Raw genomic sequence first — 12896 nt, 5'->3', positions numbered from 1 at the left:
TTTTTAAAAACTACGATTCATGTTAACAGTTAATAATTTATCAGTTCAATTTGGCAAGCGAATTTTATTCGACGAAGTAAACACTACCTTTACTCATGGAAATGTTTATGGAGTTATTGGAGCCAATGGCGCTGGAAAATCCACCTTTTTAAAAATAATTTCTGGTGAAATGGATCCAACTTCTGGGCATATTCATTTAGAACCAGGAAAAAGAATGTCAGTGCTGAACCAAAATCACAACATGTTTGATGAACATACGGTATTGGAAACAGTGATGATGGGAAATAAAGTGTTGTATGCTGTCAAAAAAGAAATGGACGAGCTTTATTTAGATTACAATGATAAAAACGCAGACAGAATTGGAGAATTGCAAGTGCAATTTGAAGAAATGAACGGATGGAATGCCGATTCTGATGCGGCTGCTATGTTGTCAAATCTAGGTATTACAGAAGATAATCATTATACTTTGATGGCCGACTTGGAAGGGAAAATGAAAGTACGTGTCCTTTTGGCACAAGCTTTATTCGGAAATCCTGACTTGTTGATTATGGATGAGCCTACCAACGACTTGGATTTTGAAACCATCGCTTGGTTAGAAAATTTCTTGGCCAATTATGAAAACACAGTGATTGTGGTTTCTCACGACAGACACTTTTTAGATGCGGTTTGTACTCATATTTCTGATATTGATTTTAGTAAAATCAACCATTATTCAGGAAATTATACGTTTTGGTATGAATCTAGCCAATTAGCTGCGAAACAACGTGCACAACAAAACAAAAAAGCCGAAGAGAAGAAACAAGAATTGGAAGAGTTTATCCGTCGTTTTAGTGCCAACGTTGCAAAATCTAAACAAGCGACTTCTCGTAAAAAAATGATTTCGAAATTGAATATTTCTGAAATCAAACCTTCTAGCCGTCGTTATCCAGCTATTATTTTTGATCAAGATCGTGAAGCAGGTGATCAGATTTTAAATGTACAAGATTTGAGTGCTTCTGTGGATGGAGAGCTTTTGTTTAAAGGCGTAGATTTGAATATGGCAAAAGGAGATAAAATTGTACTTTTTTCAAAAGATTCTCGTGCAACAACTGCTTTTTATGAAATTTTAAATGGCAATCAAGTTGCAGATTCAGGAAAATTTGATTGGGGAGTTACAACAAATCAAGCGTATTTACCTGGAGACAATCATTCTTTTTTTGAAAATGATTATACACTTGTAGATTGGTTGCGTCAATATGCAAAAACAGAAGAAGAACGCGATGAAGTGTTTATTAGAGGATTTCTTGGAAAAATGATTTTTTCCGGTGAAGAAGCTTTAAAAACAAGTAGAGTTTTATCTGGAGGAGAGAAAGTACGTTGTATGTTGTCTCGAATGATGATGGAAAGAGCTAATATTTTGATGTTAGACGAGCCTACCAACCACCTTGATTTGGAGTCAATTACGGCCTTTAATAATTCATTAAAAAACTTTAAAGGCTCTGTTATTTTTACCACTCATGACCACGAGTTTGCTCAAACTGTTGGAAATAGAGTAGTGGAATTAACGCCAAATGGAGCTATTGATCGTTACATGACCTTTGATGAATATTTGGATGATGATAAAATTCAGGAGTTAAGAGTTAAAATGTATACTAAATAAAAACAAAAAAAAACCTTTCGAAAGAGAGGTTTTTTTATATTCCTTACTTGTTTTGATGCAAAAATAAATTTTGTCACCAATTGAAAAAAGTTGAAATCACTTTAATCCCAAGTTATATTGCTGCATTGAAATTTGTATATTTGTGCACCAAACAAAATTACACCATGAATCAAAAAGTATTGCTCACTTCCAAAGAAGTCAATATCATCCTAAATCGTTTGGCTTGTCAATTAATTGAAAAACATCTTGATTTTTCTGAAACCATCTTAATTGGAATTCAGCCGAGAGGTACTTTTTTAGCGAAACGTTTGAAAAGTATTTTAGAAAACGACTACCGTGTGTCCGATATAAAAATAGGGTTTTTAGATATCACTTTTTTTAGAGATGATTTTAGAAGAACTGATAAACCCTTAGAAGCTAATATTACACAAATCGATTTTTTGGTCGAAAATAAAAAAGTAATTTTTATAGACGATGTACTCTATACAGGCAGAAGTATCAGAGCGGCTCTGACCGCAATCCAGTCTTTTGGTCGCCCCTCTGGCATTGAGCTTTTAACGCTAATCGACAGAAGATTCAGTAGAGATTTACCTATTCAGCCTGATTATCGCGGACGACAAGTCGATGCCATTAATGACGAGAAAGTAGTGGTAAGTTGGTCAGAACAAGGAGGTGAAGATGGTGTTTTTTTAATCAATAATAATCAATAAGTATAAAAAATGAGCGAGTTAAGCGTAAATCATTTATTAGGAATTAAATATATCACCAAAAACGATATTGACCTTATTTTTGAAACAGCTGATCATTTTAAAGAAGTTATCAATAGACCCATCAAAAAAGTTCCTTCTTTACGAGACATTACCATAGCCAATATTTTTTTTGAAAACAGTACCAGAACCAAACTTTCGTTTGAACTGGCCCAGAAACGTTTATCTGCAGATGTCATCAGTTTTTCTGCAGCCCAATCTTCTGTGAAAAAAGGGGAGACGTTAATCGATACCGTTAATAACATTTTATCAATGAAGGTGGATATGGTTGTTATGCGTCATGCCAATCCTGGAGCGGCTTATTTTTTGTCAAAAAATGTAAAAGCAAGTATCGTAAATGCTGGAGATGGTGCTCATGAACATCCTACACAAGCGCTGTTAGATAGCTATTCAATCAGAGAAAAATTAGGAGATGTAGGAGGGAAGAAAGTGGTTATTGTTGGAGATATTTTGCATTCAAGAGTAGCGTTGTCTAATATATATGCTTTGCAAATGCAAGGAGCAGAAGTTAAAGTTTGTGGTCCCAAAACATTGATTCCTAGATATATCGAATCACTTGGAGTAACAGTTGAGTCAGATTTACGTAAAGCATTGGAATGGTGTGATGTAGCAAATATGTTGAGAGTTCAAAATGAACGTATGGATGTTAACTTTTTTCCATCTACGAGAGAATATGCGCAACAATACGGAGTCGATAAAAATTTACTAGATTCATTAAGTAAAGAGATTGTAATTATGCACCCAGGACCTATAAACCGTGGTGTGGAAATCACTTCAGACGTCGCAGATTCTCAACAATCAGTAATCTTGAACCAAGTAGAAAATGGAGTAGCCATTCGAATGGCTGTAATTTATTTATTAGCTTCAAAAATTCAATAAAATGAAAGTAGATACCAAAGGACATACCATAACCATAAAAGATACTGAAGGTATTGTTACTACTTTTGTAGAAAAAGTAACCAATCAATATGCTAGTTTCAAAGATTTTAATTTGATTTTAGACGTGTCTAATGATAAAACAGTCGATATAGCTTCCATAAAGCTTTTTTTGCCTTTGGCCAAAAGCCATAAAAAAGCCAAAAAGTCATTGGTTATAGTTACAGATGCCATTGATTTTAATGCGGTTCCACAATCCATAACAGTAGTTCCTTCTATGTTAGAAGCAAATGATATTATTGAAATGGAAGAAATTGAAAGAGATTTAGGCTTTTAGTAAAAAGCTTCTCAAGATTGTTAGATTATAGTTTATCTAAAAACAACATTCATTACTTTGAAATTAACCGTACTTGGCTGCTATGCTGCAACACCTCGAACTTTTACTAATCCAACAGCTCAATTGTTGGAGATAAAAAACAGGTATTTTTTAATAGATTGTGGTGAAGGAACTCAAGTGCAATTGCGTAAAAACAAAGTCAAGTTTACCAAAATCAGTCATATATTTATTTCTCATTTACATGGAGATCATTTTTATGGTCTTATCGGTTTAATTTCTTCTTTCTCTCTTTTATCAAGAGTGACAGATTTACATATCTACGGTCCCAAAGGCTTGAAAGAAATTATTCAATTACAACTAAAGCTCTCACATTCGTGGACCAATTATGAAATACATTTTCATGAGTTGGATTCCAAAGAAAGCGAATTGATATTTGAAGATGAAAAAGTTTCGGTTCACACTATTCCATTAAAACATAGAGTATACACCAATGGTTTTTTATTCAAAGAAAAAGAAGGAGATAGAAAATTGAATATTGATGCTATTCAAGAATTAGCTATTGATATTTGTTATTATAAGAAGATTAAAAAAGGAGGTAACATTACGCTAGAGGATGGACAAGTAATCCAAAATGAGCAACTAACTTTTCCTGGAGAACCTACAAAATCTTATGCTTTTTGTTCAGATACAGTTTATACAGAGTCACTAATTCCTTTAGTAGAAGGAGTTGATTTATTATATCACGAAACTACCTTTTTAGAAAGTGAATCAAAGTTAGCAACCAAAACGATGCATTCAACAGCAATTCAAGCCGCTACAATTGCTTCAAAGGCCAATGTGAAATCATTACTTTTAGGCCATTATTCTACACGATATAAAAGTATTGCTTTATTTAAAGAGGAAGCTTTAACTGTTTTTTCTAATGTGCAATTGGCAGATGATGGAGCAATTTTCGAAATTTAATATAGGTACGTTTTACATAATCAATAACAAGAGAATATTTCAATTTGTTCTTTTCTTTAAAAAATAAGATCATGAAAGATTTAAGTAATTACAGAAAATCATACGAAAAAAGTGAATTATTAGAATCTACTATTCCTGAGGATCCAATTAATTTATTCAACCGTTGGTTTCATGAAGTAGAAGATTTTGGTGGAGTAGAGGAGGTCAATGCCATGACAGTTGCTACCATAGGTTTGGATGGATTTCCAAAATCTAGGGTTGTGCTGTTGAAAAAGTTTAACGAAGAAGGTTTTGTTTTTTATACCAATTATAATTCACAAAAAGGAAAAGCGATAGAGGCAAACCCAAATATCTGTTTGTCCTTTTTTTGGCATTCTATGGAACGCCAAGTAATAATTAAAGGTAAGGCTAAAAAGACTAGCGATATTGTGTCTGATGGTTACTTTGATTCAAGACCTGACGGCAGTAAATTAGGTGCTATAGTTTCCAATCAAAGTGAAATCATTCCTTCTAGAGCTTTTTTAGAAAATAATTTAAAAGAAGTAGAGCTCAAATATGAAGGTAAAGAAATTCCGAGACCCAATTTTTGGGGAGGTTATTTAGTAGTTCCCTTTGAAGTGGAATTTTGGCAAGGAAGACCTAACCGACTGCATGACAGGATACAGTATCAACTTCAAGATGATTTTTCATGGAAGATTAATCGTCTTTCACCATAATTATAGTAAATATTTTACAAATAAAAAAAAATGATGTAGTTCATCGATAATATTTGGTAGTTTAACGGGTTTTATAGTAAATTTATAGTGTTGAAAATAAAGATATTATAAATCAAATAAAGAATTTGCCCCACATCTTCTTTTAAACTTAATCTACCATTATTATGAAAACAAAGCTTTCATTACTAGCGGTGTTGTTTGTTAGTGCTGTTTTGTTGTCTTCATGTTCTTCCGAGCCTGAGGAAGTTAGTGTATCTCAAACCTCAACTGCTGCAATCACGGATACTTCTGTTTATAATTACAATGCAACAGAAGTAGAAACCTTGAGTTTAATCAATAATTACCGAAAATCTTTGGGATTGAATTCACTTGAAAAATTGAATTTTATTTCATTAAAATCAGAAGGGCATGTAAATTATATGATTGCTAATAATGTGGTAAACCATAATGATTTTACTTCAAGATCTAATGAAATTATTCGTGCTTTTGGTGCGAAAAATGTAGCTGAAAATATAGCCTACAATTATGTTTCTCCCTCTGGGGCTTTTGAGGCATGGTTAAAAAGTTCAAGCCACAAAGAAAATATCGTGGGTAATTTTACTCATTTTGGAATTTCAATTAAACAAGATCCACTTACTGGAAAAACGTATTATGTAAATATTTTTGCAAAAATATAATGGCTGAATAAAAAATGGAATGGTTTTATTAGTGAAAAAAGTCGAAAGTTATACTTTCGACTTTTTTGTTTTTATATGAGTTTTGTTTCTAATCCTATTATAGGCTGTGTTTTTAATTATTTTATAATAACACTTAGTGGTGCTTTTAAATCTCTAGAAGATTGTCCTAACAATAATTGATATTCACCACTTTCAATGGACCAATCAGCTAATTTTTCATCATAAAATGCTAAATCTTTAACTCTTATTGTAAGTTCGATATTTTTTGATTCACCCGGTTTTAAGAACACTTTTTGAAAAGCTTTTAATTCTTTTTTCGCTCTCATTACCCTACTATTAGTTGGAGCGACATACAATTGAATTACCTCGGCTCCTTCTTTATTTCCCGTGTTTTTTATGGTGCATGTCACGGTTATGTTTTCATTTTTATCTAATTCTTTTTTAGCAATATTCGCTTGATTGATGTCAAACGTAGTATAGGATAAACCAAAACCAAACGGGTATAAAGGAGCAATGTTTTTAGTGTCATACCAACGATAGCCCACTAAAATATCTTCTTCGTAGTGGACCTTTAAATCTTTTCCAGGATAATTACCTAGGGCAATATCAGGGGATTGTTGTAGTGTAACCGGCATTGTAAAAGGTAATTTTCCAGAAGGAGATTCTTTCCCGCTCAAGACATCCATCACTGCATTTCCAGCTTCCATTCCACCGTACCAAGCCCAAACAATTGAAGGTACTCGTGTTTGTATTCCTGATAATTCTAAGGGAGAACCCGCGATGATCACCACGATGGTTTTGGGATTAGCTTTTGTCACTTCCTGAATTAAAGTTTCTTGTCCATAAGGTAAACGCATATGAATTCGGTCAAAGGACTCCGAATCAAAATCGTGATTTAAACCCGCAAAAACAATAGCTACATCGGATTTTTTGGCCTGAGAAACAGCCTCATTGATTAATTTCCAATCTACAAAATCAGAATTCAGTTGTCCTTTGTTGCTGCCTTCTCCTGGTGAAGATTGCTTATTGTAACCTTGTGCATAATTAATTTGCAATTGGTTTCCATACTTATTGGTAATGGCTTCTAATGGTGTGATTTCGTATAAAGGCTTAATTTCGGAACTCAGTCCACCCCCACAATGTTTTCTGGTCGCGTTATCTCCAATAACCGCCACCGATTTCAAGGCATTCATTGGCAAAGGCAATAGCTGGTTTTCGTTTTTTAATAAAACAATAGATTCTACTGCGGATTGATACGCCATCGCTTGATGTTCTTTGGTGTTTAGACTTCCTTTAATTCTGGTTTTGGGATCTAATACCTTCGTCTTGATCATAACCCTTAAGATATTAGCAACTTTTTCGTCAACAAGGCTTTCTTTTATTTTTCCTTCTTGCACCGCTTTAATTAAAGGGTCTGCAAAATACCATTCATTATAATTGGTGTTATTGGTACCCATTTCTAAATCTAATCCAGCCAAAGCCGCATTGACTGTACTATGAGTCGCATCCCAATCCGACATATAGACTCCTTTAAACTGGTATAAATCGCGTAAAATGGTTCGTCCCAATAACATGTTTTCGGTACAATAGTCTCCTCTAAATTTATTGTAAGCTCCCATTACAGTTAAAACGTTCGCATCCATAATCGCTGCTTTAAACCCTGGTAAATAAATTTCGTGTAAAGCCCTGTCGCTCATAGAAGCATCAATTACAAAACGATTGTCTTCTTGATTATTGGCTGCAAAATGTTTAACACTTGCTGCTACATCTTTACTTTGCAAAGCTTTGATGTAGCTAATTGCCAATTGAGCAACCAAAAAAGGGTCTTCACTTAAATACTCAAAATTTCTGCCACATAAAGGACTTCTAATGATATTGATTCCGGGGCCTAATAGCACATCTTTTTTTCTAAATCGGGCTTCCTCACCTAAAACATATCCTCGTTTGGCTGTCAAATCTAAATTCCAAGTGGCGGCCATGGCAGTACCCGGAGGAAAACAAGTAACAGCATCGTCTTTCCAACCAGCATATTGCCAATTGTGTCGGTTCATTTCGGCACGTACTCCATGAGGACCATCGGATAAAGCCCATTCCGGGATGCCTAATCGTTTGATATCTGATACATAGAATTTCGAATTACCATGTAATAAACTTACTTTTTCTTTTAATGTCATTTTTTTTAATAATGACTGAATGCGTTTTTCAGTTTGGGACTCAGTTTGGGAATAGGCAAAACATTTTATAAATAAAATAATAAAAAAGGTTATTTTTTTCATACAACAAAGGTTATTAGAATTTCGTTAGATAATGATTTTGTTACAGCGTTTTGATACGTAGGTTGAATGAATTCAAAGTTTATCATAACTTTCTGTATCACAATATAATGAAATATTTTTATGATTTTTTATTTCATACCAAATGTTACCTTTTTTTGATGAATAATTTGTTAAATAAATTCTTTTGCTAATTAGTTGTGATTTTTACATGTGGTACTATTTAATAAAAAAAAACGCAATCATTTAAAAATTGCGTTTTATTAATTTGAAAAGGTAAGAGCTTAAGAACTTCTTATAAATTGAAGGGTAGTTTGTATCACTTCCTTATCTCCTAAAATTTTTCGATGCCCTAAATTGTTAGTCAAAAGCAATTTTCCTTTTTTACAATATTCATGGATATGTATACCAGCACTAGCAGGTACTTCTGAATCATCATTATCGTGAATGACCAAAATGGGGAGCGTTAGGTTTGAGGCAGCTTTAAAAGCTGAAAAATCATCAAGCGATCCGCCGTATTTTTTTTCAAAATAGTTTTTTAAATGAATTGCTGTTTTTTTGTGTAGTTGTAATTTGAAAATAAAATCATCAATAATATCTTGTACTACGTCACCACTCCCTATAATAGTTGCGTTTTTTACTTGTAATCCGTTCTTAATGGCGTTTAAAGTAGACATACCTCCTAAGGAATGCCCGACAATAGCCTCAAAAGGACCAAATTTAGCATCAATTTCATGAATTGACGCGATAAATTCAGTCATAATTGTAGAATTTCCTGGCGATTTTCCATGCGCGGGAGCATCAAAACTTACTGTTGCACAATCATTTTTAAGTAATTCATCGGCTAATTTACAAAGTTGCGTACCTCTGCCAGACCAACCATGTACCAAAAGTATTTTTTTGTTACCATTACCGTAATGATAGGTCATGATTTTTTTATTAATTGTCGGAACTGTAATCATTAATTTGGTACTGTTAGTATACATTTCATACTCTCGTTTAGGCATTTTGTGTTTCATGGGAGTAACAAAAAGTCGTGCCGCAAAACGAGTGACAAGTTTTGTAGATAAAAAAGCGAATAGTTTAGCAGTAAGGATAATAAATTTGGGTATCTCTAAATTTTTTGGTGGTTGGGTATTTTTTTTTGGCATTTTATTAATTTTTCTACAAAGTTAAATTCAATCTTTTTTTTTACTAAATTTAAGAAACATAAAAGTACTATTTATTCTATTGTTTTACTCTTTTGTTGTTTTATTTATGGAATGGTGATGTTGTGTTTGTAATGTTTTGAAAATCAATAATTTAATTTGTTTATTACCTAATAAAAACCTATAATTACTAAAAGATGAGACATGACAAGACGAATATAATTGCGATTATATTAGGAGGAGGGCAGGGATCACGATTGTATCCCTTAACAGAATTTAGATCAAAACCTGCTGTACCTGTTGGTGGGAAGTATCGATTGGTTGATATTCCAATTTCGAATTGTATGAATTCGGATATTTTTAGAATTTTTGTGTTAACACAGTTCAATTCAAAATCACTAAATGCTCATATCAAAAACACCTATAATTTTAGTATTTTCAGCCATGCTTTTGTGGATATTTTGGCGGCAGAGCAAACCGTAGAAAATCACACTTGGTTTCAAGGGACTGCTGATGCAGTTCGACAATGTATGCCTTATTTTGTCAATCATGATTTTGAATATGTTTTAATTCTTTCGGGTGATCAATTGTATCAAATGGATTTTAATGATATGCTAAAAGCTCATATTGAATCCAATGCTGAAATATCAATTGCAACCTTGCCCGTAAATGCGAAAGATGCTCCTGAGTTTGGCATTTTGAAAACCAATACAGAAAATGTTATAGAATCCTTTATTGAAAAGCCTGCTCCAGCATTGTTATCGGAATGGACTTCGGAAGTAAGTGAGGAAATGAAAGCGCAAGGCAAACATTATTTGGCCTCTATGGGAATTTATATTTTCAATAGAGACCTATTGGTTGAATTGATGAAAAATAAAGAAACGAAGGATTTTGGTAAAGAAATTATGCCTCAAGCCGTTGGAGTAAACAAAATTGTAAGTTATCAATATGAAGGCTATTGGACCGATATTGGAAACATAGATTCTTTTTTTGAAGCCAATATTGGACTTACGGACGATTTACCTGATTTTAATCTCTTTGATAGTGATAATAAGATTTATACCCGTCCTCGATTATTGCCTCCTTCGAAATTTAAAGCAACACAACTAGATAACGCCCTGATTTCTGATGGTTGTATCATTAATGCTAAAGAAATTAAAAAATCGGTCATTGGAAATAGATCCCGTATTGGACATGGAACTATTATTGAAAACTGTTATGTAATGGGTAACGATTTTTATCAAAGCATTGACAATTTAGAAAAGGATAAAGCTAACGGAAAACCAGTAGTTGGCATTGGAGAAAACTGTTATCTTAATCAAGCTATTATAGAAAAAAATTCTAGAGTTGGTAATAACGTCTTTATTAATGGCGGGAAACACCTCGAAAATTCCAACGAAGAATTATATTGTGTCAAAGAAGGAATCGTTGTGATTAAAAAAGGGAAAATCATTCCAGATAATTTTAGAATAGAATAAATCTGTTTCAACGGGATGAAAATCAAAAAAAATAAGAATGAATTTACAAAACCAAACAAGAATTGTAATTGAAAATGTGAGGCCTCAATTAGATGGTGGCGCTCATTTTATCAAAAGAATAGTCGGACAAACAGTAGCTGTTACCGCAGACGTTTTTTCTGATGGACATGATGTAATTGAATCTTGTATTAAATACAAACATGAGTCAGAAAAGCAATGGCAAGAAGTTAGGATGTGGCCTACTCATAATGATGAATGGAATGGAAGTTTTATCGTTGAAAAACAGGGATATTATAGCTATTTTGTAGAAGGTTGGGTGGATTATGCGCTCAATTGGCAACACGGAACTGAACGCAAAATTCAAGATCATCAATATGTAAAATCTGAATTGCTAGAAGGAGCGGAGTATATTGAAGTGATCCTAAGCAAAGTTGATGCTTCGGAGAAGGATTTCCTTCAAAACGCTTTACAGTGCTTTAAAAACGAAGCAGATTATGATACAGCCATAAAAATGGCCGTATCCATTGAATTAAAAAATATTTTTAAAAAATATCCCGTTCGTTACATCGAAAATAAATCCTTAGAATTAAAGATGTATGTGGATAGAAAAAAAGCGTTGTTCAGTACTTGGTACGAATTTTTTCCAAGATCTTCATCGGAAGAACAAGGGAAACACGGTACTTTTAAAGACTGCGAAAGATTGTTGCCTAGAGTCGCTGCTATGGGTTTTGACACTTTATATTTTCCGCCGATTCACCCTATTGGGGAAATCAATCGAAAAGGCAAAAATAACGCTACCAATGCACAGGAAGGTGATGTAGGTTCACCTTGGGGAATCGGTTCTCAATATGGCGGCCATAAATCGACTCATCCCGAGTTAGGTTCTATAGAAGATTTTAAATCTTTGGTGAATAAAGCCCAAGATTTAGGTATTGAGGTAGCGATGGATTATGCCTTGCAAGCAGCACCCGATCATCCTTATGTAAAAGATTTTCCTCAATGGTTTAAGTGGAGACCTGATGGAACGGTACAATATGCCGAAAATCCTCCCAAAAAATACCAAGACATTCAGCCCATTTATTTTGAAAGCAAAGACTGGAAAAACCTTTGGAAAGAACTCTTAGATGTGGCTTTGTTTTGGATAGAAGAATGTAATATCAAAGTATACCGCGTTGATAATCCACACACTAAACCCTTTTATTTTTGGGGATGGTTGATTGGTGAAATCAAGAAAAAACATCCCCATGTTTTGTTTTTGGCCGAAGCTTTTACACGCCCAAAAATTATGAATGAATTGGCCAAACAAGGTTTTAGTCAATCGTATACCTATTTTACTTGGAGAAACACCAAACACGAATTAACTGAATATGTGACCGAGTTGACACAATCTGCTCAAAAAGAATTTTATAGACCCAATTTTTGGCCCAACACTCCCGATATTAACCCGTTTGCTTTACAAGGCGGAAACGAATCCATTCATTTACAAAAGTATTTTTTAGCGGCTACTCTAAGCTCTAATGTGGGGATTTATGGGCCTGTTTTTGAATATAGGATTAGTGCACCATTAGCTCCAGGAAAAGAAGAATATTTAGATTCTGAGAAATATGAGTTTGTTACATGGGATTGGAACATTCAAAATAATTTGACTCATAGAATTTCACAAATTAATGCAATCAGAAAAGAACAAAATTCATTACAACAAACCAATAATATCGTTTTTTGTGAAACCAATAACGATCAAGTTATAGCCTATTATAAGTTTGATGATAGCAAGCAAAATGAAACTTTAATGGTAGTAAGTTTAAATGATCAACATATGGTTCAAGCTATGGTGCGTTTGCCTTATGCACAATTAGGGAATCAACCCGTTCGTGTACACGATTTAATGACAGATGCGATTTATTACTGGGAAAAGGAATGGAATTTCATTGAATTACGGCCTGACTTACCTTTTCATTTATTCAAAATTTTGAAATAATTTTCCCTTAAAAAAACAAAACAAATTTTCATATTTATACCACA

11 protein-coding genes are annotated in these 12896 nt (G+C 33.5%); 9 read left to right on the top strand and 2 right to left on the bottom strand.

The window, feature by feature from the left end; genetic code table 11:
* Window positions 1-19: 19 nt before the first annotated feature.
* The 7 genes from ACSVH7_RS04780 (at window position 20) to ACSVH7_RS04750 (ending at window position 5975) form a co-directional block, all read left to right on the top strand.
* Window positions 20-1639, top strand: coding sequence for an ABC-F family ATP-binding cassette domain-containing protein (locus ACSVH7_RS04780; RefSeq protein ID WP_438065550.1), 1620 nt, complete (start codon window positions 20-22; stop codon window positions 1637-1639).
* 164 nt (window positions 1640-1803) lie between these two features.
* Complete coding sequence (gene pyrR / locus ACSVH7_RS04775) at window positions 1804-2349, top strand: bifunctional pyr operon transcriptional regulator/uracil phosphoribosyltransferase PyrR (protein ID WP_438065929.1); 546 nt, start codon at window positions 1804-1806, stop codon at window positions 2347-2349.
* Window positions 2350-2358: 9 nt separating this feature from the next.
* Window positions 2359-3285, top strand: a complete 927-nt coding sequence (locus tag ACSVH7_RS04770) for an aspartate carbamoyltransferase catalytic subunit (RefSeq protein ID WP_024982693.1) — start codon at window positions 2359-2361, stop codon at window positions 3283-3285.
* Window position 3286: 1 nt separating this feature from the next.
* On the top strand, window positions 3287-3619 hold the full coding sequence (locus ACSVH7_RS04765; RefSeq protein WP_438065549.1) for a ribonuclease Z: 333 nt from the start codon (window positions 3287-3289) through the stop codon (window positions 3617-3619).
* A 57-nt stretch (window positions 3620-3676) separates the two neighbouring features.
* Window positions 3677-4582 (top strand): ribonuclease Z, encoded by a 906-nt coding sequence (locus ACSVH7_RS04760; protein ID WP_438065548.1) that lies wholly within the window; start codon window positions 3677-3679, stop codon window positions 4580-4582.
* 71 nt (window positions 4583-4653) lie between these two features.
* Window positions 4654-5298: a pyridoxamine 5'-phosphate oxidase gene (gene pdxH, locus ACSVH7_RS04755; protein ID WP_438065547.1), complete on the top strand. Its 645-nt coding sequence runs from the start codon at window positions 4654-4656 to the stop codon at window positions 5296-5298.
* A gap of 164 nt (window positions 5299-5462) precedes the next feature.
* On the top strand, window positions 5463-5975 hold the full coding sequence (locus tag ACSVH7_RS04750; protein WP_438065546.1) for a CAP domain-containing protein: 513 nt from the start codon (window positions 5463-5465) through the stop codon (window positions 5973-5975).
* Window positions 5976-6091: 116 nt separating this feature from the next.
* Here the strand turns inward: ACSVH7_RS04750 and ACSVH7_RS04745 are convergent, their stop codons facing one another.
* Together ACSVH7_RS04745 and ACSVH7_RS04740 are read right to left on the bottom strand one after the other, a co-directional pair.
* Complete coding sequence (locus tag ACSVH7_RS04745) at window positions 6092-8149, bottom strand: beta-glucosidase (protein ID WP_438065545.1); 2058 nt, start codon at window positions 8147-8149, stop codon at window positions 6092-6094.
* Between the two features lie 383 nt (window positions 8150-8532).
* The gene (locus tag ACSVH7_RS04740) at window positions 8533-9399 is read right to left on the bottom strand and encodes an alpha/beta hydrolase (protein ID WP_438065544.1); all 867 of its coding nucleotides are present in this window, start codon (window positions 9397-9399) and stop codon (window positions 8533-8535) included.
* Between the two features lie 194 nt (window positions 9400-9593).
* Here ACSVH7_RS04740 and ACSVH7_RS04735 point away from each other — a divergent pair, with 194 nt between their 5' ends.
* Window positions 9594-10874: a glucose-1-phosphate adenylyltransferase gene (locus ACSVH7_RS04735; RefSeq protein ID WP_438065543.1), complete on the top strand. Its 1281-nt coding sequence runs from the start codon at window positions 9594-9596 to the stop codon at window positions 10872-10874.
* A gap of 37 nt (window positions 10875-10911) precedes the next feature.
* The gene (locus ACSVH7_RS04730; RefSeq protein WP_438065542.1) at window positions 10912-12852 is read left to right on the top strand and encodes an alpha-1,4-glucan--maltose-1-phosphate maltosyltransferase; all 1941 of its coding nucleotides are present in this window, start codon (window positions 10912-10914) and stop codon (window positions 12850-12852) included.
* The last annotated feature ends 44 nt before the right edge of the window (window positions 12853-12896 follow it).

It is taken from the genome of Flavobacterium sp. TSSA_36 (genome assembly GCF_051547165.1).
Taxonomy (GTDB): Bacteria; Bacteroidota; Bacteroidia; order Flavobacteriales; family Flavobacteriaceae; genus Flavobacterium.
This window is presented reverse-complemented; position numbering and strand designations above follow the sequence as displayed.

Bases quoted from the DNA above. Each gene is read 5' to 3' on its own strand.
- ACSVH7_RS04780 (WP_438065550.1), top strand. From the start codon at position 20: ATGTTAACAGTTAATAATTTATCAGTTCAATTTGGCAAGCGAATTTTA.
- pyrR (WP_438065929.1), top strand. From the start codon at position 1,804: ATGAATCAAAAAGTATTGCTCACTTCCAAAGAAGTCAATATCATCCTA.
- ACSVH7_RS04770 (WP_024982693.1), top strand. From the start codon at position 2,359: ATGAGCGAGTTAAGCGTAAATCATTTATTAGGAATTAAATATATCACC.
- ACSVH7_RS04765 (WP_438065549.1), top strand. From the start codon at position 3,287: ATGAAAGTAGATACCAAAGGACATACCATAACCATAAAAGATACTGAA.
- pdxH (WP_438065547.1), top strand. From the start codon at position 4,654: ATGAAAGATTTAAGTAATTACAGAAAATCATACGAAAAAAGTGAATTA.
- ACSVH7_RS04750 (WP_438065546.1), top strand. From the start codon at position 5,463: ATGAAAACAAAGCTTTCATTACTAGCGGTGTTGTTTGTTAGTGCTGTT.
- ACSVH7_RS04745 (WP_438065545.1), bottom strand. From the start codon at position 8,149: ATGACATTAAAAGAAAAAGTAAGTTTATTACATGGTAATTCGAAATTC.
- ACSVH7_RS04740 (WP_438065544.1), bottom strand. From the start codon at position 9,399: ATGCCAAAAAAAAATACCCAACCACCAAAAAATTTAGAGATACCCAAA.
- ACSVH7_RS04735 (WP_438065543.1), top strand. From the start codon at position 9,594: ATGAGACATGACAAGACGAATATAATTGCGATTATATTAGGAGGAGGG.
- ACSVH7_RS04730 (WP_438065542.1), top strand. From the start codon at position 10,912: ATGAATTTACAAAACCAAACAAGAATTGTAATTGAAAATGTGAGGCCT.